Origin of the sequence: Bradyrhizobium sp. SZCCHNS1022 (genome assembly GCF_032484835.1) — a bacterium.
Taxonomy (GTDB): Bacteria; Pseudomonadota; Alphaproteobacteria; order Rhizobiales; family Xanthobacteraceae; genus Bradyrhizobium.
In genome coordinates, this window is sequence record NZ_JAUETT010000001.1 from 381739 (window position 1) to 404165 (window position 22427).

The 22427-nt window shown below is 64.2% G+C and carries 16 protein-coding genes and 1 tRNA gene; 7 read left to right on the forward strand and 10 right to left on the reverse strand.

The window, feature by feature from the left end; translation table 11 throughout:
* Nucleotides 1-6 precede the first annotated feature (6 nt).
* From QX071_RS01715 to QX071_RS01730, 4 genes are all read right to left on the reverse strand, one after another.
* On the reverse strand, nucleotides 7-996 hold the full coding sequence (locus QX071_RS01715) for a TRAP transporter substrate-binding protein (RefSeq protein WP_315702579.1): 990 nt from the start codon (nucleotides 994-996) through the stop codon (nucleotides 7-9).
* Nucleotides 997-1209: 213 nt separating this feature from the next.
* Nucleotides 1210-2190, reverse strand: a complete 981-nt coding sequence (gene bioB, locus QX071_RS01720; protein WP_315702578.1) for a biotin synthase BioB — start codon at nucleotides 2188-2190, stop codon at nucleotides 1210-1212.
* A 77-nt stretch (nucleotides 2191-2267) separates the two neighbouring features.
* Complete coding sequence (locus QX071_RS01725) at nucleotides 2268-2954, reverse strand: alpha/beta family hydrolase (protein ID WP_315702577.1); 687 nt, start codon at nucleotides 2952-2954, stop codon at nucleotides 2268-2270.
* Nucleotides 2955-2993: 39 nt separating this feature from the next.
* Nucleotides 2994-5309 carry a Tex family protein gene (locus tag QX071_RS01730; RefSeq protein WP_315702576.1) on the reverse strand — a complete coding sequence of 772 codons (2316 nt, stop codon included), beginning with the start codon at nucleotides 5307-5309 and terminating at the stop codon, nucleotides 2994-2996.
* A 197-nt stretch (nucleotides 5310-5506) separates the two neighbouring features.
* Here QX071_RS01730 and QX071_RS01735 point away from each other — a divergent pair, with 197 nt between their 5' ends.
* Together QX071_RS01735 and QX071_RS01740 are read left to right on the forward strand one after the other, a co-directional pair.
* Nucleotides 5507-7567 (forward strand): ATP-dependent helicase, encoded by a 2061-nt coding sequence (locus tag QX071_RS01735; RefSeq protein ID WP_315702575.1) that lies wholly within the window; start codon nucleotides 5507-5509, stop codon nucleotides 7565-7567.
* A gap of 124 nt (nucleotides 7568-7691) precedes the next feature.
* Nucleotides 7692-8729: an LLM class flavin-dependent oxidoreductase gene (locus QX071_RS01740; protein ID WP_315702574.1), complete on the forward strand. Its 1038-nt coding sequence runs from the start codon at nucleotides 7692-7694 to the stop codon at nucleotides 8727-8729.
* Here QX071_RS01740 and QX071_RS01745 read toward each other — a convergent pair.
* Complete coding sequence (locus tag QX071_RS01745) at nucleotides 8678-10831, reverse strand: tetratricopeptide repeat protein (protein WP_315702573.1); 2154 nt, start codon at nucleotides 10829-10831, stop codon at nucleotides 8678-8680. The genes QX071_RS01740 and QX071_RS01745 overlap by 52 nt on opposite strands.
* A 191-nt stretch (nucleotides 10832-11022) precedes the next feature.
* Here QX071_RS01745 and QX071_RS01750 point away from each other — a divergent pair, with 191 nt between their 5' ends.
* Nucleotides 11023-11628 (forward strand): TetR/AcrR family transcriptional regulator, encoded by a 606-nt coding sequence (locus tag QX071_RS01750; RefSeq protein ID WP_315702572.1) that lies wholly within the window; start codon nucleotides 11023-11025, stop codon nucleotides 11626-11628.
* A 3-nt stretch (nucleotides 11629-11631) separates the two neighbouring features.
* Here the strand turns inward: QX071_RS01750 and QX071_RS01755 are convergent, their stop codons facing one another.
* On the reverse strand, nucleotides 11632-12585 hold the full coding sequence (locus tag QX071_RS01755; protein ID WP_315702571.1) for a fatty acid desaturase: 954 nt from the start codon (nucleotides 12583-12585) through the stop codon (nucleotides 11632-11634).
* Between the two features lie 20 nt (nucleotides 12586-12605).
* The gene (locus tag QX071_RS01760) at nucleotides 12606-13637 is read right to left on the reverse strand and encodes an alpha/beta fold hydrolase (protein ID WP_315702570.1); all 1032 of its coding nucleotides are present in this window, start codon (nucleotides 13635-13637) and stop codon (nucleotides 12606-12608) included.
* A gap of 274 nt (nucleotides 13638-13911) precedes the next feature.
* Between QX071_RS01760 and QX071_RS01765 the strand changes: the two genes are divergently transcribed.
* Nucleotides 13912-15630, forward strand: a complete 1719-nt coding sequence (locus QX071_RS01765; protein WP_315728153.1) for a jacalin-like lectin — start codon at nucleotides 13912-13914, stop codon at nucleotides 15628-15630.
* Nucleotides 15631-15828: 198 nt separating this feature from the next.
* Here the strand turns inward: QX071_RS01765 and QX071_RS01770 are convergent.
* Both QX071_RS01770 and QX071_RS01775 read right to left on the reverse strand, forming a co-directional pair.
* Nucleotides 15829-15905 (reverse strand) — tRNA-Arg (locus QX071_RS01770).
* A gap of 115 nt (nucleotides 15906-16020) precedes the next feature.
* Nucleotides 16021-17058 (reverse strand): alpha/beta hydrolase, encoded by a 1038-nt coding sequence (locus QX071_RS01775; RefSeq protein WP_315702568.1) that lies wholly within the window; start codon nucleotides 17056-17058, stop codon nucleotides 16021-16023.
* 331 nt (nucleotides 17059-17389) lie between these two features.
* Here QX071_RS01775 and QX071_RS01780 point away from each other — a divergent pair, with 331 nt between their 5' ends.
* From QX071_RS01780 to QX071_RS01790, 3 genes are read left to right on the forward strand one after another with little or no spacing between them, the layout of a single operon-like run.
* Nucleotides 17390-18313: a fused MFS/spermidine synthase gene (locus tag QX071_RS01780; protein ID WP_315702567.1), complete on the forward strand. Its 924-nt coding sequence runs from the start codon at nucleotides 17390-17392 to the stop codon at nucleotides 18311-18313.
* Nucleotides 18310-18927, forward strand: coding sequence for a fused MFS/spermidine synthase (locus tag QX071_RS01785; protein WP_315702566.1), 618 nt, complete (start codon nucleotides 18310-18312; stop codon nucleotides 18925-18927). The genes QX071_RS01780 and QX071_RS01785 overlap by 4 nt, the downstream gene beginning before the upstream one ends.
* 22 nt (nucleotides 18928-18949) lie before the next feature.
* Entirely contained in the window at nucleotides 18950-19885 is a 936-nt protein-coding gene (locus tag QX071_RS01790) for a M28 family peptidase (RefSeq protein WP_315702565.1), read from the forward strand.
* A 39-nt stretch (nucleotides 19886-19924) separates the two neighbouring features.
* On the opposite strand, the gene QX071_RS01795 is transcribed toward QX071_RS01790, so the two are convergent.
* Nucleotides 19925-22054: an NAD(P)/FAD-dependent oxidoreductase gene (locus QX071_RS01795; protein ID WP_315702564.1), complete on the reverse strand. Its 2130-nt coding sequence runs from the start codon at nucleotides 22052-22054 to the stop codon at nucleotides 19925-19927.
* Nucleotides 22055-22427 lie beyond the last annotated feature (373 nt).

Genomic DNA, 22427 nt, shown 5'->3' on the forward strand with positions numbered 1-22427 from the left:
CCGGACCTATTGTGTAGAGCGGATGGCGGCAATCAGCTCCTTGCCGAACCGCTTTTCGAACTCCGGCTCGAGGGGCTTGACTGCGTTGGCAAAGGCTTGGCGATCGACCTTCTCGATGATCTCCATCCCCTCCTTGCGAAGCTCAGCGAGCTTCTCTGCATCCATCTGCGATTGCCAAGTTGCCTCCGCGCCGGCTTTGGCGGCGGCGATCAGGGCCTGCTGATCGGCGGCGTCGAGTTGTTCGAACATCGCGCGATTGGCGACAAAGGCGATCGGCGCGAAGAAATGGCCGGTCAGGGTCAGGTACTTCTGGACCTCGCTGAAGCGGCTCGAGGCAATCGTCGGCACCGGATTCTCCTGACCGTCGAGCCGGCCGTCCTTCAGCGCGGCATAGACCAGTGGAAAGTCCATCGGCTTCACGTCAGCGCCGAGCGCCTGAAACGTCATCTTGTAGGTGTCGTTCGGGATCACCCGGATCTTCAGCCCCTTGATGTCGTCGGGGGTCCGCACCGGCCGCTTCGAGTTGGTCAGGTTGCGAAAGCCCTGCTTGCCGAGCGCCAGCAGCACGAGCCCCTTGTCGGCGAATTTGGCGGCGATCTGCGCACCGACCGGGCCTTGCATCACCGCCTTGGCATGCGCCTCGTCCCGGAAAAGGAACGGAATATCGAAGACGCTGAGTTCGGGAACGACAGCGCTGACAATGGCTCCCGACAGCACCGCAACATCGGCGGCACCCGAGCGCGTCGCGGTCAGAATGGTGGCCTCGCTGCCGAGCGCATTACCGGCGCGTTCGTCGACGACGAAGTGCTTGCCGGGCATAGCCGTGAGCTTCTGGCGAAAAACGTCCGCGCCGATCTGCTGCGGATTTTGCACTTGCGAATTGAAGACCACGGAGATCAGGCGGGGGGACGCCGAAGCCGCATTGACCGAAGCCAGCGCCGCTGCTGCGGTTATAAGCGCTCCTCCGATGAGATATCCTCGTAACCGTCTGCGCATGTCGCACCGCTCATCTTGATGATTGGTACCGACGTAACAGACATTTATGGTTAAGGTCTTAAGGACAACGGACCGCCGCGCCCGAACCGATGCTCGGGGCGACTTCCGCCCTCGCTCCCTAACTAATTACCGTAGCTGACAACAAACGCCTCGACGCACCTCTGCTGCGCAGGACAGCATCCCGAGGAAACTTCTGCGCAGCACAACAAGCGCTCAGAGCGGCTGCAGACCGAGCCGGTCGAACAGGTTGCGATCCTTGGCGGCCTCGGGATTGCCAGCTGTCAGCAGCGTGTCGCCAACAAAGATCGAGTTGGCCCCGGCAAAGAAGCAAAGCGCCTGCATCTCATCAGTCATCGCCGAGCGTCCGGCGGACAGCCGCACGAAGGAGGCCGGCATCATGATGCGGGCCAGGGCGATGACGCGAACGAACGCCAGCGGATCGACGCGCTTGGCCTCCGCGAGCGGCGTGCCGGCAATCGGGATCAGCATGTTGATCGGCACGCTCTCCGGCGGCTCGGGAAGATTGGCGAGCGTGATCAGCATATCGACGCGATCCGCCTCGCTCTCGCCGAGGCCCAAGATGCCGCCAGAACAGATTTTCATGCCGGACTGTCGGACCTGATCCAGCGTCTCCAGCCGATCGGCGAATGTACGTGTCGAAATGACGTTCGGATAATGGGCTTCCGACGTGTCGATGTTGTGGTTGTAGTAGTCGAGGCCGGCCGCGCTCAGGCGCTCGGCCTGTTCGCGATCGAGCATGCCGAGCGTCATGCAGGTCTCGAGCCCGAGCGCCTTCACGCCGCTGATGATGTCGACCAGCGCATCCATGTCCCGCGGCTTCGGGTTGCGCCAGGCGGCGCCCATGCAATAGCGGCTGGCACCGCCCTCTTTCGCCTTGCGCGCCTCGGCGACGATATCGTCGACATCCATCAGCTTCGAGGCCGGCAAGCCGGTTGCGTGATGCGAGGACTGGCTGCAATAGCCGCAATCTTCGGGGCAGCCGCCGGTCTTGATGTTGAGCAGCTTCGATAGCTGCACGCGATTGGGATCGAAATGCTGGCGGTGGATCGATTGCGCCTGGAACAAGAGATCGTTGAAAGGCAATCGGTAGATGACCAGGGCCTTCTCTCGGGTCCATGCCTGCGGCGGCACTGTTTCCGTCCCGACGGCCGCCTGATCCTGCACGCTCAACATCGCACGCTCCATTCCAACACTTGCGCGGGTTGCCTTAGCCGAGAGCGCCCCTTCCTGCCAGTGGAATGATCGTGAGATCAGCCATGCCGCGCCTCCAGCGCGCCGGCCCAAGACACGAATGTGTCGAGTATTTCGTCCATGACGGCGCGGTCGTTGCGTCCAGAACGCGCCGGCACGTGGAAGGAGTGGTCGGCGTGATCGACCAGATGCAGGCTCGCGCGCGTGCCGAGACGCGCGACCACCGGCTGCAGCAGATCCAACTCGGCGAGCTTGTCGCGCATTCCCTGAAGGAACAGCATCGGAAGCGCGACGTCATCGAGGTGGTCGGCACGTTCGGTCGATGGCTTGCCGGCCGGATGCAAAGGAAAGCCGAAGAAGGCGAGGCCCTTCACGCCCGGTAGCTGCGCCTTGGCTTGCGCCTGCGAGGTCATGCGCGCGCCGAACGACTTTCCGCCGGCAATCAGCAGCAGGCCGGGACAGCGCATGGCCGCTTCGGCAACCGCTGCACGCACGGCCGCATGAGCCAGCGCAGGCGGGTCAGGTCGCTTGCTACCCTTTTCCATGTAGGGAAATTGATAGCGCAACGTCGCGATCCCGCGGGCGCCGAGGCCTTGCGCGACGTCAGTCATGAAGGAATGCGTCATGCCGGCGCCCGCGCCATGGGCGAAGACGAAGCAGGCGCGCACCTTCGGTGGGCGGTCAAGCAGCGCGGAGACCGAAACGGTCTCCGCGACGTGGATGACAAACTGTTCAGAAGCGGTCATGGCAATGCCTTATAGCATCTCCATCCGCGCCGGACGAACTCACGCGCCCTTGCGGCGCTCCGCGGCCTTGGCCATCGCTGCCGCAAAGGCGCCGCCACCGGAGGGCTTTTCCTCGCGCTGGCGCATCGCGGACGCCGGCGGCCGTGCGCTGCCGGACTTGCGCTCACCCTTGGCGGGCAGCGGGTCTGATAGCCGCAGGGTCAGCGAGATGCGGTTGCGCGGCACGTCGACGTCCAGCACCTTCACTTTCACGACCTGGCCCGGCCGCACCACCTCGCGCGGATCGTTGACCCGCTTCTCCGCCATGGCGGAGATGTGGATCAGGCCGTCCTGATGCACGCCGATATCGGCAAAGGCGCCGAAGGCGGCGACGTTGGTGATCGTCGCTTCAAGGATCATGCCGGGCTTCAGATCGGTGATCTTCTCGACGCCTTCCTGGAAGGTCGCGGTCTTGAATTCGGGACGCGGGTCGCGGCCCGGCTTCTCCAATTCGCGGATGATGTCGGTGACGGTCGGCACGCCGAAACGCTCGTCGGCGAATTTGGCCGGATTGAGCGCCTTCAGCGCCTTGGTCTCTCCGATCAGCGCCTTGATGTCGCTCTTGGTCGATTCCAGGATCTTCTTCACCACCGGATAGGATTCCGGGTGCACGCCCGAAGCATCCAGCGGATTCTCGCCGTCGCGGATGCGCAGAAAGCCTGCGCACTGCTCGAATGCCTTCGGACCCAGCCGCGGCACTTCCTTCAACTTGTCGCGGCTCGGGAACGGACCGTTGGCGTCGCGATGCGCGACGATGTTCTGCGCGAGGCTTTCGCCGATGCCCGACACCCGCGCGAGCAGCGGCGCGGAGGCCGTGTTGAGATCGACGCCGACCGCGTTCACGCAGTCTTCCACGGTGGCGTCGAGCGCGCGCGCGAGCTCATACTGGTTGAGGTCGTGCTGATACTGGCCGACGCCGATCGAGGCCGGCGGCACCTTGACGAGTTCCCCGAGCGGATCCTGCAGGCGGCGGGCGATCGACACCGCGCCGCGGATCGAGACGTCGAGATCGGGGAATTCCTTGGCGGCAAATTCGGAGGCCGAATAGACCGACGCGCCGGCCTCGGAAACGACGGCCTTGGTCAGCTTCAGGTCCGGCTTCAGCTTCATGAGATCGTTGACCAGCTTCTCGGTCTCGCGCGAGGCGGTGCCGTTGCCGATCGCGACCAGTTCGATGCGGTGCTTCACGCAGAGCTGCGCGAGCGTCAGCATGCTCTCGTTCCACTGCCGCTGCGGCTCGTGCGGATAGATCGTGGTGTAATCGACAAACTTGCCGGTGCGATCGATGACAGCGACCTTGACGCCGGTGCGGAAGCCCGGATCGAGGCCGATGGTGGCGCGGCCACCGGCGGGGGCGGCAAGCAGCAGATCGCGCAGATTGGCCGCGAACACGCGCACGGCTTCCTTCTCCGCCTCCTGCCACAGCCGCATCCGGATATCGAGCGCCAGCGAGGTCTTGATGCGGGTGCGCCAGGCCCAGCGCACGGAATCGGAAAGGAACTGATCGGCAGGACGGCCCTGGCGCGAGATGCCGAAGGTGACCGCGATGCGGTTCTCGTAAAGCGACGGATCGGTCGAATCCTCCGGCTCGCCATCGCCGAAATCGAGCTGCAGCACCTCTTCCTTCTCGCCGCGCAGCATGGCCAGGATGCGGTGCGAAGGCAGCTTGGCATAGGGCTCTGCGAACTCGAAGTAATCGGCGAATTTGGCGCCGACGGTCTTCTTGCCGTGGCGCACCGTCGACTTGATCTGGCCGCGCCCCCACATCTCTTCGCGCAGCGAGCCGACGAGATCGGCGTGCTCGGCAAAGCGTTCGACCAGGATCGCGCGCGCGCCTTCCAGCGCCGCCTTGACGTCCTTGACCGGGTTTTCGCCATCCTTGGTGATGAAGGCCTTGGCCTCGACCTGCGGATCCTTCATGGGATCACCGATCAGCATGTCGGCGAGCGGCTCCAGCCCGGCCTCCTTGGCGATCTGCGCCTTGGTGCGGCGCTTCTCCTTGAACGGCAGATAGATGTCTTCCAGACGCGCCTTGGTATCGGCGGTCGCCAGCGCCAGCTCGATCTCCGGCGTCATCTTGCCTTGCGACTTGATGCTCTCGATGATGGCGGTGCGGCGTGCGTCCATCTCGCGCAAGTAACGAAGCCGCTCTTCCAGAGTGCGCAGCTGCGTGTCGTCCAGCATCCCCGTCGCTTCCTTGCGGTAGCGCGCGATGAACGGGACGGTCGCGCCTCCGTCGAGGAGGTCGATCGCGGCCTGGACCTGTGCGTCGCGCACGGCGAGTTCGGCGGCAATGATGGACGCAAAATTCGGCACGGCAGTTCTTCCGAGATTCGTGACGGGCCTGATTGGATAGGAGTCGCCGCGCGCCAGCGCAAGCGGCTCTCGCGCAGTCTGTGGGCAACCGTGGCAAAAAAGCGCGATTGCGAATCACGCGGAGCTGCGCCTAGCGGCGGCATTTCGTTGCAACGCCGCCAGGAATAGCCGATTCTGCCGCTATCAAGGGGCGATTCGTGCTGGCTCAAGCGGCAACATATCTCGACGATCTCAATCCGGAGCAGCGTCGCGCCGTCGAGCACGGCGGTGAAGGCGCATGTCCCGGTCGTCCGCTCCTGATCATCGCCGGCGCGGGCTCCGGCAAGACCAACACCCTGGCCCACCGCGTCGCGCACCTGCTGGTCAACGGCGCCGACCCCCGCCGAATTCTGTTGATGACGTTCTCGCGCCGCGCTGCCGCCGAGATGAGTCGCAGGGTCGAACGTATCGCGCGCAAGGTGCTGGGCGGCAATGCCGAGGCGATCACCGCAAGCTTGACTTGGGCCGGCACGTTCCATGGCATCGGCGCGCGGCTCTTGCGCGAATACACCGAGCGGATCGGATTGGACCCTGCTTTCACGATCCACGATCGTGAGGATTCCGCCGACCTAATGAATCTGGCGCGCCATGAGCGCGGGCTCTCCAACACGCAGCGCCGCTTTCCGACCAAGGGCACGAGCCTTGCGATATATTCGCGGTGCGTCAATGCCGACATGGCGATCGAGGAGGCCTTGGCCCGGCATTTCCCCTGGTGCGCGGAATGGGCCGGCGAGCTGAAGGAGCTGTTCGCCGCCTATGTCGAGGCGAAGCAGGGACAGAACGTGCTCGACTACGACGATCTGCTGCTCTACTGGGCGCAGATGATGGCTGATAGCGCGATCGCCGAAGAGCTCGGCGGCCGCTTCGACCACGTGCTGGTCGACGAATATCAGGACACCAACCGGCTGCAGTCGCAGATCCTGCTGGCGCTGAAGCCGGACGGCGCAGGCCTCACCGTCGTCGGCGACGATGCACAGTCGATCTACGCCTTCCGCGCCGCGACCGTGCGCAACATCCTGAACTTTCCGGATCAGTTCAGCCCGCGCGCCGAGATCGTCACGCTCGATCGCAACTATCGCTCGACGCAAGCCATCCTCTCGGCGGCCAACGGCGTCATCGGCCTGGCACGCGAACGTTTCACCAAGAACCTGTGGACCGACCGGCCGTCCTCGCGCAAGCCGCTCCTCGTGACGATCCGCGACGAGGCCGATCAGGCCCGCTATGTCGTCGAACAGGTGCTGGCCAGACGCGAGGAAGGGCTCGCCCTGAAGAGCCAAGCGGTGCTGTTCCGCACCTCCTCGCATAGCGGCCCGCTGGAGGTCGAGCTCGTCAGGCGCAACATCCCGTTCGTGAAATTCGGCGGCTTGAAGTTCCTCGACGCCGCCCACGTCAAGGACGTGCTGGCATTCCTGCGCTTCGTCGAAAATCCGCGCGATCGGATCGCCGGCTTTCGCATCCTGCACCTGATCCCTGGCGTCGGGCCAGCATCCGCGCAGCGCGTGCTCGATGGCGTTGCGGAGGCGTCGGATCCGGTCGCGGCGCTTTGCCGGCAGTCGGCACCGGCACGCGCCGGCGATGATTGGATCGCATTCATCCGCACCGCAGAGCAGTTGAGATGTTCCGAGTGGCCGGCCGACATCGAACGCATCAGACTGTGGTACCAACCGCACCTGGAACGCGTGCACGACGATGCCGAGGTGCGGACCGCCGACCTGCTGCAGCTCGAACAGATCGCGAGCGGCTATGCATCACGCGAGCGCTTCCTGACCGAGCTGACGCTCGATCCGCCGGATGCGACCTCCGACCAGGCCGGCGTGCCGCATCTGGATGAGGACTATCTGATCCTGTCCACTATCCACTCGGCCAAGGGCATGGAGTGGAATTCGGTGCACGTGCTGAACGTGGTCGATGGCTGCATGCCATCCGATCTCGGCGCCGGCACCAGCGCCGAGCTGGAAGAAGAGCGCCGGCTGCTGTATGTCGCGATGACGCGGGCCAAGGACGACCTGCATCTGCTGGTACCGCAACGCTTCTTCGTCCACGGACAGCCGGTGCGGGGCGACCGCCATGTCTATGCTTCGCGCAGCCGCTTCATCCCGGAAGGGCTGGTGCCGCTGTTCGAGCGCGCGAGCTGGCCGCGGGTGCAGCCCTCAGCCTATGCCGCAAGCCAAGGCCCGCGCATCGACATCGGGGCTCGCATGCGCGAGCGCTGGCGCTAGACCGAAACGGTGCGTTTCGCGACACGCCCTTTCCGCGAGCCCGCCGAGCACCTAGATGGCCGGCAGCACCGGGAGCGGCTCTCATGCGATGAGCGCAGACCGCGCCGGAATTGGAAAGCACCCGATGACCACACAGGTTGAATTTGGACTGGATACGTTCGGCGACGTGACGCGCGGCAACGACGGAAGTCCGTTGCCGCATGCGCAGGTGATCCGCGACGTCGTCGAGGAAGCCGTGCTCGCCGACCAGCTCGGCATCGACTTCATCGGGCTCGGCGAACATCATCGCGGCGATTTCGCAATCTCCGCACCCGAGGTGGCACTGGCTGCGATCGCCTCACGCACGCACCGCATCCGCCTCGGCTCCTCCGTCACGGTCTTGAGCTCGGACGATCCGATCCGCGTATTCCAGCGTTTTGCCACGCTGGACGCGGTCTCCAACGGCCGCGCCGAAGTCATCCTGGGGCGCGGCTCCTTCACCGAATCCTTCCCGCTGTTCGGCTTCGATCTGAAGGACTACAACGAGCTGTTCGAGGAGAAGCTCGACCTGTTCGCTACGCTGCTTGCCCAGCAGCCTTTCACCTGGGAAGGAAAGCTGCGGCCGCCGCTGCGGAATCAGCTTGTCTATCCGCCGGTCGAACACGGTCGGTTGAAAACCTGGATCGGTGTCGGCGGCAGTCCCGAGTCGGTGGTCCGCGCCGCGCATTATGAGCTGCCGCTGATGCTGGCAATCATCGGCGGCGATCCCAAGCGCTTTGCGCCTTATGTCGAGCTTTATCAGCGCGCGCTGAGAGAATTCGGCCGCGAGGCCAAGCCGATCGGCGTGCATTCGCCCGGCTATGTCGCCGAGACGGATGCGCAGGCGCGGGAGGAGCTGTGGCCCGACTACAAGACCATGCGCGATCGCATCGGCAGGGAGCGCGGCTGGCCGCCGATGGGCCGCGACGAGTTCGTGAACGAAGCCGATCACGGCTCGCTCTATGTCGGATCGCCCGAGACGGTGGCCCGCAAGATCGCCGCCACCGTGAAGGCGCTTGGGCTGTCGCGGTTCCAGCTGAAATATTCGGCCGGACCGCTGCCGCACGATAAACTGATGCGCAGCATCGAGCTCTATGGTCGCAAGGTGGTGCCGCTGGTGAAGGAGCTGCTCGCGGCCGATTGATTCCGCATGGCCTGCGGCCAAATCAATTCGCGCTGGCCGGCGGCAACGCGGGCAAGCTCCGTTGCAGCGCGCGCAAGCACGCGATCCCAGGCGCGCGGCTGCTCCTGACGGAACAGCCGCATGGTCGGATACCACGGGCTGTCCTCTCGCTCGCGCAGCCAGCGCCAATCGAGCGCGTATGGCAGCAGTATCCAGACCGGGCGCCCCATCGCTCCGGCGAGATGCGCGACCGAGGTGTCGACCGAGATCACGAGGTCGAGTGCGGAGATCGCGGCGGCGGTATCGGAGAAATCGCCGAGCGCCGGTGCAAGGTCGACGATCGCATCGCCGAGTTGCGCCAGCACCGGCGCATCGGCCGGTCGCGGCTCCTTCTGCAAGCTGAACAGTTGAATGCCAGGAGTGACCAGGTGCGGCAAGACCGCCTCGACCGCGAGCGAACGCTGACTGTCGCCCTTGTGCCTGGGATTGCCGGCCCAGACCACGCCGACCTTCAACAAAGACGTTTTGCCGAGCTCCGCGCGCCAGGCCGCGACTTTCACCGGATCGGCGTGCAGATAGGGGATGTCGGCCGGAATGGTCTGAAGCGTCGTGCCGAAGATGCGCGGCAGATCCATCAGTGGCAGCTGCAGATCGAAGCGCGGCAGCGGTTCCCCGCGGGCGACGACAGTGACGCCCGGTACCGCGCGGAGGAGTGATGCGATCGCGGGCTGCACCTGCAGCACGATGGAGCCGCCCTTCGCAGCCACCATCGGCAGATAGCGCACGAACTGGAGGGCATCGCCGATGCCGTAATCGGCGAACAGGAGCAGCGTGCGACCGTCGAGCGGATCGCCCTGCCACTCCGGCGCGTCGAAGCTCGGCATGCCCTCGGACAGGCTCTTGCACTTGCGGCCCCATTGATGCTCGGCGAACCCGTTCTTCAGGTCGCCGCACATCAAGAGGAAATGCGCATGATTGTAGCGGGTCAGCGCGTTGTCCGGCGCCAGCGCGACGGCCTGATGCGACACCGCGAGCGCCTCGTCGATGTCGCCGGCGTTGCGCAGCGCAACGGCAAGATTGGCGTAGCCCTTGGCGTAGGAGGAATCCGCGGCAACCGCGCGCCGATGCGCAGCGACCGCTGGGTCGACATTGCCTCGCATTTCGTGGATGATGCCGAGATTGGTATGCGCCGGCGCATGATCGGGCTCGAGCGCCAGGGCGCGTTCGCAGGCCATGACGGCTTCGTCGAGGCGGCCAAGGCCGCAAAGACAGGCGCCGAGATTGCTGAGCACGACGACATCAGTCGGATCAAGGCGCGCCGCTTCAGCGTAGGCTTCGATCGCCTGCTCGGGACGCCCGGCGTCATGGAGAGCATGACCCAGCAGCCTTAACGAAGCGACATCGTCAGGAGCAAGCGCGGTGGCGCGGCGGAACTGACTGATCGCGTCCTCATACCGGCCTTGCTTGAACAGCACCGCTGCGAGAGCGATGCGCAAACGGGCGTCGTTCGGCTCGCGTCCCAGTCCGTCCAGATAGGCCGCAACCGCTTCGCCGAACTTGTCCTGATCGGCGAGAACGCCGCCGAGTGCGACCCAGGCGCCGGGATAGGCAGGATCGCTGCCGAGAACGGCACGGTAGGTCTGCTCGGCGTCGGCGTATTTCTGCTGGCCAGTCAACGCGACCGCGAGATTGAAGCGCAAGCGTGTCATGTCCGGAGCAAGCGTCAAGGCATGGCGATAAGCGGCTTCGGCCTCCGCGAACCGCGACAGCTTGACCAACGCGGTGCCGAGCTTGGCATGGACACCGGCATCCTGCGGCCGCAAGGCAGCGGCGCGCGCGAAGGCGGCGACCGCCCCTTCATGTTCCCCCTTCACCGCCAATGCATCGCCCAGCGTATGAAGCGCCGGCACGTGGTCGGGAGCGAGATCGAACACGCGGCCAAGCAGCGCGGCGCCCTCCGTCATTCGCCCGGCGGCAAAGGCAATGACAGCGGACAGATGCAGCGCCGGCAGATATTCCGGCTGCTCGGTGAGGATGTCCTTGCACAGCACGTCAGCCGGCGCCGGGCGGCCTGCATTGTAGTGCTCCGCCGCCTGCATCAACATCCGATCGACCGCACCCATGAAGCCCCCCGCTCGTCCCGCACTCCGTTGCAAGCTTTAACGGGCCGTCGCGGCATTTCAGGCAAACAGGAATGCCTGTAGCACCAAGCGCGCTGTAGAGACTATGTTAAGCCCCTGTTGAGAGATGATGCTTGCGCGAGGCATGCGGCCACCGGCCCGCACGCACGCCAACGGGGCTGACCATTTTGCCGATGCGGAAGAAGGATACGGCTGACAATCCCGGGGCGACGAGCCGGCGCGGTCGCCCCCGCTCGGCCGAGGCCGCAGCCGCGATCCTCGAGAGCGCCTATGCGCTGATGGCAGATGCCGGTCTTTCCGCGGCGACGATCGATGCAATCGCCCGCCGCTCCAATGTCTCGAAGATGACGATCTACAAATGGTGGCCGTCGCGAGAAGCACTGCTGGTCGATGCGTTCCTCAACCGCGCCGCGCAGACCTTGCCATTGACTGGCCCGGGCGATGCCGGCGCGCGGCTTCGGCGCCATGCGGCAGCCTATGCAGGCGCGCTACGCGGCGAGTTCGGCCGCGTGCAGCTCGCGGTGATATCCGAATGCATCGCCAATACCGGATCGGCGGAACTGTTCTTTGAACGCTACCTGCGGCATCGCCGCGACCCCCTCGTTGCGATCATCGCCGAGGGACAGGCGGACGGCAGCATCACAGCCGAGGCCGAGCCCGCCGATCTTTATGACGCGCTCTATGGCGGGCTGTTCTATCGTTACGTGTTCGGGATCGAACCGCTGTCGCCCGCCGCGGCGCGACGGCTGGTCGACGCCGTGCTCCAGCCGCAGCCGTGAGCCTCAGCGGTCGATCGGAGCGAAGCGCGCGCGAAACCAGCTCCAGGTCTCGCGCGTGACCGCAACATAGCCGCGGCCGCGGTAGACGATTTCGCCATCCACGATCCGGTTCAGCTTCGGCAACGCGTGGAACGGCACCGAGGGATAGGCGTGGTGCTCGACGTGGTAGGGCATGTTCCAGGCAAACCAGTGGACGAACGCCGTCGTGTATGTCGTGCGCGTGTTCTCGAAGGCACTTCGCGTGGTCTCGCAACCCGTGTGCTCGGCATAGAGATAGGGCCGCAGGATCAACTGCCCGAGCAGGACCGGCAGAATCCAGACCCAGAGCAGCGATGCGGTGTGGAGCGCGAGCGACGCGATCAGCAGCAGCGCGTAGCCGGCGACATAGCAACGCGCCTCGCGCACGATCAGGGCGCGCTTGTTCTCAGGCACCCAGGGAACAGTCACGTTCCCAATCAGCGCATGGCGCCACATGAGCCGAACACGGGTTGCGAGCTGCCGCAGGCCCGAATAAGCGATCGCGAGCTGGGTCTCGTTGCTCGGCTTCGGCCCGACGATCAGCTCCGGATCCTTGTCCGGATCCTGGGTGTGGCGATGATGCTCCCAGTGGAAGAGACAATAATATTCATAAGGCAGCGCGATCACGAAGGCCGACACGTAGCCGACGAAGATATTGAGCGCGCGGCTGCGGAACGCTGTCTTATGGGCGGTCTCGTGCACGGCCATGAACAGGAAGGCGACGAAGAAGCCTTGGACGAACATCAGCGGCAGCGCCCAGATAACGCCGAAGCGCGAGGAGGCCAGCCAGATCAGCGCGCCCGTCGCAGCGATCGCAGCATAATGTCCGAACGCACGGAGCGCGCCATGCAGATCGGATCGCGCCGATAGCTCCCGGAGCATTGCCGGCGTCAGCGGCTTCGGCCGATCCGGCCCGTCCATCGCGTGTGCCACACTCATGAGATCCCCGATGCTTCTTTTCAGCTCTGCAAGAGGCGCGAGACCGCCGCGTTGATGAAGGCGCGATCGGCCGGAATCCGGATCGGATTGCCGGCGCGATGGCCGTGGATCGAAGGGATCGGACACAGTTCGGCAGAGCGGGCATTGACCAGCTTGCCCAATTCGGCCTCGTTGTCGCGCCAATCGAAATAGCGGTCGGTCTGGCCCGGCATCAGCAGCATGCGGGCGCGGATCGCACCAAGCGCCCGGTCGAGATCGCCGTCGAAGGCCGCACAGCGGCTGATATCCCCGTTGTGCCAGGTGGCGATCTGCGCCAGCAGATTATTGCCGTCCCGATGCGCGAAGGCGGTGTCCCAACTGGCGGCCAGATAATCCTCCAGTGAGACAAAGCCGGATTCGCGCCAGATCTCCTGACGATAGAATTCGTACGACATCGCCCAGCCGGCATAGACCCGTCCCATGGCGCGCAGGCCCGCGGCCGGCCGCTCGATGAAGCGGCCGTTCTTGAAGGCTGGATCGGCGGTCAGCGCCCCCCTCACACCTTCCAGAAACACCTGATTGTAGGGCGAGCAGCGCGCGCTGCCGCAAACGATCGCGGCACGCTCCACCATGTCGGGATGGCAAGCGGCCCAGTGATAGGCCTGCATGCCGCCCATCGACCAACCGTACACGAGCGCTATCCGCGCGATCCCGAACTGTTCGACCAGCAGGCGGCGCTGCACTGCAACCGCATCGTGATAGGTGATCAAGGGAAACGGCGCGCCTGCGAGCAGGTCTTGCGAATTGGACGGCGAGGACGACAGCCCGTTGCCGAACAGGTTCGGGATGACGACGAAATAACGCTCCGGATCGAGCGCGCCGCCCGCCTCGATCAGCCATTCGGTGTCGTAATGCTGCGCGCCGAACGAGGTGGGATAGACGATGACGTTGTCCTTGGCGGCGTTGAGGGCGCCATAGGTCTTATAGGCCAGGCGCAACGACCGGAACACGGCGCCGGACTGCAGGGTCACGTCGCCGGCCTCGAAGACCTGATAGTCGCTGCCGTCAGCCATGCCTCGACCCCACGATATCGCTTTTGCCGCGCGCACCACTTCAATAAGTGGACTTATCGTACACTATAAGAAGGGACTGTCATGCCCAAATTCGGTTCAGCTCTGGTGAGGCGATAGGCGCCCGGACCGCATCGACGACGGCAGACAGATACTCCTTAAGATTGAAATAGGCATTTCTTCTACCTCAAAGACAAAACGTCTTGGAAGCGTCATCGGGCTGATAAATCGCGCAAGCTAATTCGCAAGCTCTCCACCACACCTTTGAGGGGGCTTAATGATGAAGTTGCACCATCTTGCGTACGCAATCGCCTTTGGTGGCGCGTTGCTGTCCGGACAATCCCACGCCGGCGGCGGATCGTTCAATACGCTGTCGTACAATATCGCGGGCATTCCGTTTGAATATTCCGGAGCCAACGCCACACTGCACACGCCGATCATCAGCTGCTACGTCAAGCCGTTCGCGATCGTCAACGTGCAGGAGGACTTCAACTGGCACGCCGATCTCTACAACGATTGCGACAATCACCTGTACCGGACGCCGACCTCCGGCGGCATCGGCTTCGGCGACGGTCTCAACACGCTGTCCAATTTTCCGTTCGACGACCTCGATCGCGTGACCTGGACCAACCGGGCCGATGCGGACGCGCTGACACCGAAAGGCTTCACCATGGTTCGCGTGCGCCTCGCCGAGGGGACCTATCTCGACGTGTACAATCTGCACGGCCAGTCCGGCACCTCCTCGACGGATCTCGCCGACAGCGTATCGGACGTGAACCAGATGCTCGGCTATATCGAATCCAACTCGGCCGGCAACGCGATCATGGTGCTGGGCGACACCAACACCCGTTACACCCGCGTCGGGCAAAACATGTGGGAATTCCTGCATCACGGCTTCAGCGATGCCTGGATCCAGGACATCCGCAACGGCGGCGTGCCGGCAGTTGGCGGCGGCGATCTGGTGTGCGGCTCTTCCGAGACGGCACGGCCGGACTGCGAGATCACCGACAAGGTGCTGTGGCGCAGCAACGGCTTCTTGAATCTGCAGGCGCCGACCTATGTCGACCATCAGGATGCCGTGGACAGCTCCGGCACGCAGCTCTCGGACCACCATCCGATCGAAGTCGACTGGACCTATACGACGGCGGCCAGTCTCATGCTGAGCGACCAGTTCGGCGGCCCGCATGGCACGAGCTATAACGACAGCTCGGCGCTGCCGCTGACCCCGGTCGTCAAGCAGCTGACGATCCAGACCGGGAACCGGGTCGATCACGTCGAGATCGCGCTCTCGAACGGCTACGTGTTCTCGCATGGCGGCACGGGCGGCACCGCACAGACGCTGACCCTGGGCAGCGGCGAAGTGCTGAGCTCGGTCAATCTCTGCATCGACCAGTATCAGGGTCATACCCGCGTCTTCTCCATCAACTTCGCCACCAGCGCAGGGCGACATCTGTCGGGCGGCACGACGACCTCGAACTGCACCACCTACGCAGCACCCGCCGGCTGGCAGATCACCGGCTTCCACGGGCGTTCAGGCGATGGCGTGGACAAGCTCGGCGTGGTCTATGCGCCGGTCAGCAGCGGCACGGCCCCCACACGCCAAGCACTGCGCCTTGTCAACCGCAGCTCGTCGCTGTGCATGGACGTCAGTGGCGGCACCATCGCCGACGGCACCGCGGTGATCCAATGGTCGTGCAATGGCGGCGTCAACCAGACCTGGAGCTATGACGACCAGACCGGCATGATCCGCAGCATGGCCGACCCGCATTATTGTCTCGACAACAACGGCACCTATGGCGACGGTGCCCAGCTCATCATCTGGACCTGCACCGGCAACAACAACCAACGTTTCAAGTACGACAGTTCCGCCGGCACGATCGCGGTCCGCAGCTATCCCACGGAGGTGATCGGCATGAACGGCACTTCGCTCGGCAACCAGCTCGTGACCGCGACCGCCTCCGGCGCGGCCACCCAAGCCTGGACACTCACGCAGTGATGTGAGCGCAACGACGGCGCCGCAACCGGCCCTCGGCGTGCGGCGCCGTTCGACATCGTGTTAGGGCGTTTTTTTTACAGGGTGTGAGCGCGCGCAGGCCGATCACGAGGGCGAGATCAGCCTCTTACCGAAAGCCGATTGCACCAAAAGCCCATTGCGCCGAAAGCCCAGACCAACGCGGCTGGCTGGAATGAAAGCTGGCGATCCCGGCATGACTCGAACATGCGACCTACGGTTTAGGAAACCGCCGCTCTATCCAGCTGAGCTACGGGACCGGATCCGGCACGACGTGCAGGAGCTTCGCGGGCTTCATAGCAGACCGAAGCCAGGACCGGAAGCCTCCACCTCTCCTCCCTCCGGGCGAGGACAGGGCTGATTCTGTCGGCCTCCTCAATGGCCCGCACGATCCGCGGAGCACCCCGGCAAATCGAACAGTGCCTGCAACCCGCACGCCGACGTCAGCATCTTGTCGCCATCGTGGCCGACGCCCTCGACGTCCCACAAAAGATGGTTCGGCGTGTCATGATCGCGCGCCGCCATTGCCGCAGCATAGGCATGTCCGCGCGCATAGCGGTAGGGCCCTTGCGCTTCCGCCATGCAGCTTCGGTCGAGCGCCGGATGGTTTGGATTGGTGTCGCGGGTCCCGAGCAGATAGATCACCCGACGCGAAACATAACGGCGTTCGAGCTCGGCCGGCGGCGGGTCGGCGAGGTACTGGGGCCGCACCTGCATGCCATATTTCCAATTGTCATAGCCGGAACATGATGCGGCAATCGCGGGCTCTGGCCGTCCGGGAGAGAAATAGGCGTAGGAAGACGGATTGGCGACGACGTAACGCACCGCGACGTGTTCGGCGGTGAGCGGCGCCTCGCCCCGCCCGGCGATCGCGTAACGCTGGACCACCTGGCCGCCGCCGGAATGGCCGGCGAGCACGACATCGGTCAGCTTCGGAAACAGCCGGCGGTCCGCCAGCCGCGCCAGAATGGCGTCGATCGCCTCGAATGAACTGACCGGGCTCGGCCCGGTCGCGGCATCGCCGCTTTCCCATCCCTCGAAGGTCCAGCGCAACGTGTCCGGCGGCAGCTGATGCGCCTCGACATCGACCTCGCTGAGGAATTGCGGGACGATCATGATCGTCGCCTGGCCGGCGGCCCCGGCGGCGGCCTGCGCCGTTCTGGCCGATCGGTAATAGACATCGGCGTTGCGCAGCCTCCCATGCAGGATGACCACTGCACGTGTGATGTCAGGCAGCGGCCGGGACCAGTCCGCAGAGACGTAGAGTGGCAAAATGCCACGATTGCCCACCGCCATCTGCGAATCCGCGATTACCTTCACCGGTCTCCGGTTCGGCGCCACCTCATCCTCGGCAACGGCCTGGCGGCTCAGAATCACAAGAAACAGGAGCAGAGCCCAACCCAACCTGGCCATTTCAGCATTCTCCATCGGCGGACCGCTTGAGATGCCTAAAGCGCCTCGATCGAGTCAACTGGAAGCCGGGCGGACCGCCGGGAACTGACCACTGCGCGGCCAGTTATCGGGCGCCAGCCCGATCACAGCGGCGTTGGACGACCGCGGTTTCACTATCCGAGCCGATGCCGATGGTTTAAGAGGACGGCGCCGGCAGCGGAACCGGGCGCATGCCCCAAACCCCGCCGGTCGTGCCCGCGCCCGGCCCCAATGGACAACCGTCCTGGAGGTCCGGTCCTGCCTGTCACCGGCACGCCGTCTGATCGTTCAGCCGAGGGAAACAGACAAGTCGATGCTCATCCGGTCGGTCATTTTCGGCGCGCTCGCAAGCGTCTTGTTCACTGCAGCCAGCCAGGCGCAGGACACCCGCCATCTCCTGGAATCCAAGGAGTCGCTCTACAACAACATCTATGTGTATGAGCAGCCACCCTATCGCAGCATGACCTTCGGCCATAACCGCCGGATCTACACGGAAAGCGTCTACAACACCCAGGACGAAAAAGATCTGCCGGTCGACTATACGCGCTTCATGACGGCGAGCCTGATGTACGCGAAGGACGTGCATTCGATCCTCGAGATCGGCTTTGGCGGCGGCCGCACCGCCTGGTACCTGCACCGCTTCCTGCCCGACGTGCCGGTGACATCGGTCGAACTCGACCCCACCGTGCTCGAACTCGCCAAGAAGTATTTTGGCATCAAGGAGGAGCCCAATTTCCACGTCGCCAATCGCGACGGCCGGCTGTTCCTGCAGGAATCCAAGGATCGCTACGACGTCATCCTGATCGACGCCTATCGCGGCCCGTTCGTGCCGTTCCATCTGCTGACCAAGGAATTCTATCAGCTCGTCAAGGATCATCTCGCCGACGGCGGCGTGGTCGCGCAGAACATCGAGCCCACGACCATGCTGTTCGATTCAGCGATCAAGACGATCAACACCGTGTTTCCTCAGCTCGACTTCTACCGGGCCGATGGCAACATCGTCACGGTCGCCTATCTGGGCGACGAGCGTAAGGCGGAGGACCTCGCCGCGCTCGCCCAGGAGCGCGACAAGGCCTATGGCCTGCGCTATCGCCTGCAGGACATGCTGGCCGAACGCCGCCGCATCGATGTCAACGGCGGCGATGTGATCGCGGCCGATGCCAAGGTGTTGAGCGACGACTTCGCGCCGGTCGAGAATTTGAAGAGCATCGAGCGTCACAACAGGAAGCTGCCGTGACCGCTGCTCTCTCTCGCACAGGTCTGCTTGCCATCTACATTTGCGCCTTCATCGTCGGCGGCGTGCTGATGGGCTTCGAGATGCTCGGCAGCCGCTATCTGTTTCCCTATTTCGGCGGCGGCATCGGCACCTGGGCGAGCCTGATTTCCACCGTGCTCTGCGCGCTTGCGATCGGATATTTTGCGGGCAGCGCCATTGTCGACCGCCATCCCTCGCCCCGGACGATCGGCATCATGATCCTGGTTGCCGCGGCCTATCTGGCGCTGGTACCGGCCTCGGCCGATCCGGTGATGGCCGATATCCTGGACCGGATCGGCGACGGGCCGACCGCCACGCTGCTCGCCTCCACCGCGCTGCTGCTGCTTCCCTTGACCTTGCTCGGCACCTTCTCGCCGATTGCGGTGAGCCTTCTGACCCGATCGGCCGACGAGGCCGGCCGCGTCGCCGGGCTGGTCTACGGTGTATCCACCATCGGCAATGTCGTCGGGACGCTATTCACCACATTCACGCTGATCCCTTCGATCGGCTCGCGCGCGATCACTTACCTGTTTGCACTGGCGCTCGCGGTCTGCGCCGGCATTCTCTTCATCCCGTTCGGGAAGAAGGGATCATAGAGTTGGTCTGTTGAGGTCACGGATGTTTGGTCTTTTTCGGCGCCTGGCGATTGCAGCCGCCGTCCTCTGCGTTGCCCATCCAGCCGGCGCCGTAGAGGCGCAGACCGAGTTGTGGGACGGGCAGCGCGCGCTGACCCATATCGCCGATCTGCTGCGCTTCACGCCACGATCGATGGGAGCGCCAGGCCATCAACAGACCATCGATTACATCAAGGCGGCGATGGCCAAGAGCGCGACCGACGCGGTGCTGACCCAGAACTTCACGGTGAAGGACGACGACGGCAAGCCGCTCCACCTGACCAACATCGTCGCCCGCTTCCAGGTGCAGAATCCGCGACGCATCATCGTCGCCACGCATTACGACAGCATCGTGAAAGCCTATCGGGACGCCAAGACGCCGGACGCACCGATGCCGGGCGCCAACAATTCGGCCTCGGCTGTGGCGCTGCTGCTGGAGACCGCGCGCGTGCTGTCGCTGTCGTCGAAGCCGGACATCGGCATCGACATGATCTTCTTCGATGGCGAGGAAGGACCAAAATCGCTCGGCGCGGGTGACCCGACCTGGCACCCACTGGGCTCCCCCTATTTCGTCGCGCATCTGAAGGACTATTATCCGAACCGCAGGCCGGAGAAGGTCGTCGATTTCGACATGGTCTGCGACAAGGATCTCGCGCTCAAGCCCGATCCCTCCTCGCTCGCATCGGCGCGGCCGGAGGTGCAGAAATTCTGGACCATCGGCCGGACGCTAGCTCCGTCAGCATTTCCGCTCGAACCGACCGCCTATCCGATCAGCGATGATCACACCGCGTTCCAGGAGGCTGGTATCCCGAGCTTCCTGGTGATCGATTTCGATTACGAGCCCTATTTCAACACCACGCAGGACACGATCGAGCAATGCTCGGCGGCGAGCCTGCAGACGGTCGGCCGCACGCTGCTGCAATATCTCTACACCCCGTAGGCTTCTGCGCTGTCGGCGCGCAGCGTATCCGATCTACTTCTATGCCAGCGCCGGCTCCGGCGCTGGCATTCGTCGGGCCGCCTCGGCGGGTTTGCGCGCCAACAGCCCCGACACCAGGGCCTCGGCCGCCTCGGCACCCGAGATGACGACAGCCTCAACGCCCGCACCTGCATTGCCGCCGCCGGCAATGACGAGATTGCGCAGGGGCGATTTCGCGCCTTTCAGCCGCCCCGCACCCGATGCCCCGTAGATCGCGCCCGTGCTGGACCAGTCGTAGCGCGCATAGGTCACGGGGCTGGCATCGGTCCGATAGACGATGTGCTGCGATAGGCCGGGTATAACGGTCTCTGCCGCCGCGATCATCCTGTCCCCGAGCGCCTGCTTGCGCGCCGCATAGTCGCCCGAGCGCCGCCATTCCTTCCAATCGTCCCCGCCCTGATCCGGAAACCAGGTCTCGGCCTCTTGGTTGGACATCAGGCTGATCAAGGTCATCGTCGCGTGCCCTTCTGGCGCCGCAGACGGATCGAGCTTGGACATCACGGCAATCCCGACGTCCATCGGCGAATCGAGATGGGTCGCGGGCGCGATATCCGGCACGAGGTCGAGGCCGAGATGCACGCTGAAGGCGGAATTCGCCGGCTCGGCCGCTGCGATACGCGCGCGAAAATCTCGAGGCAATGCGTCAGGCGGGAGGAGGTCCAGGAAAGCGTGGCGGAGGTCGGCATTCGATACCACGGCGTGCGCGCGAATGATCCTGCCGTCGCCAAGCACCACACCTGTCGCACAGCCCTGCTCGACCACGATGCGACGCACCGGCGACTTCAGATGGACTTCACCTCCGCGCGATTCGATCGCCTCGACCAGCACATCGGCGAAGCGGCCGGAGCCGCCGAGCGGATAAAAGCCACCCTTGAAATAATAGCCGAAGATCGGGACCATCTGCGCGCAGCTCAGCCGCTCGCTCCCGTCGCCGAGATAGCCCGACAACGCGTAGAGATAGCGAACCGCCTGCGGATCCGTCACATGCGCCGCGACCAGTTCGTCGAATGGCCGGTCCATCCAGCGAAAGGCTTGCGGATGCCTCTTGGGAAAGGCGAGCATGTCCTCGAGCCGCTCCGGCATGCCGGGGATACCCGAGCGCTCGTCCCCGGTCGAATACATGTCCTCGAAGATCGCGTGGATGGTATCGAACAGCTGCGTCAGTCCCGCGGCACTATCGGGGAACATCTCGCATAGCAGCCGTACATAGTCGCGCCAGTCCTGCGGCACGTCGATCCGCTGGCCGGCCAGGCGATAGGAATGCATGACGCGCTTCCATTGCAGGCGATCGGCAACGCCAAGCCGCCGCAGGACGCTGTCGACAGGGCCGCCCTTCCACACGCCGGAAAAGTCGTGCGGACCGGCATCAAAGCGATACAGCACTGACTTATGATCGTGACGTGCCTTGCGCAGATAGGTGTGGCAGAAACCGCCTGCCACGACGTGATGCTCGAACACGCTGACCTTGAGGCCGGCATCCGCGAGCAGCGCTGCCGCCGTTAGCCCGCCGATGCCGGCACCGACCACGGCGACATCGCAATCATGGTCTGCCACACCGGCAAAGGCTGGCGCCGGCCAACGAAATTCTTCACGCGAGGCGCGGGCGCGCGACAAGAGAGCGCGGATGACAAGCTGCGGTCCGAAGATCGAGAACAGTGCGCCGCCGACCACGATCAATGTCGTGATCCATGGCGCGACAGCGGCAAAGCGGCACCAGGCGAGTCCGGCAAACAGCACGCCCCAGAGCCCGCTTATTATGGCATTGACCAGCTGGAATTCCGGCGTGGAGGCGTTCTCGGAGTAGGCCGCACGCGAGTAGTCGGCAGTCCAGGGGTGGCCGAGCACGAGGGAGCCGAGGCTGATCGCGGCAAGGCCTGCGAAAGACAGCCACAGCGCGTTCGCCGCCATCATATCTGGCGCGACGTCGACACCGATCGCCATCAGCACGAACAGAGCAAGACCGCCGAGCTCCAGTACGATGAGTTCGCCGCGGAACGCACGCCACAGGTTGAATGCCAGCGAGAGCGTCAATCCGACCCAAGCTGCCCAGTCGACATGATGGGCCCCGAGCAGCCCCCAGAACGCGGCGAAGGGAAGCAGCGCGAGCTTGATGGCTAGGAAGGTCTTCATCACAGCCTCCGACCGGCCAGATTGGCAGCAGCGGATCATCTTTCCAATGTCAAGATAATCCTAAAAGGAGGCGCGCCGTCTGTCAATTGGATCTTTACACCGTAAAAATTGGACGCAAGCGCAACCTGCGGATGAAAGCAAAGCGAGCACGTGATGCTCTAAATGACTTTTCCGCCACATCAAGGAGCCAAATTCGGCTCATTGCGCGAAAAAAGCGGGCCCAATGTGTCGTCTTCATCACAACGACAGAATGGGCTGCAAAGAAAGCCACGAAAAGCGCAGCATTGCGGTGACACATCGCCGCAAATTGGCGACAATTCGCCGTCATTTCACGGCGAAAGCGCAAAGGAAAGTCGTTCGTGTTTGCATCTCG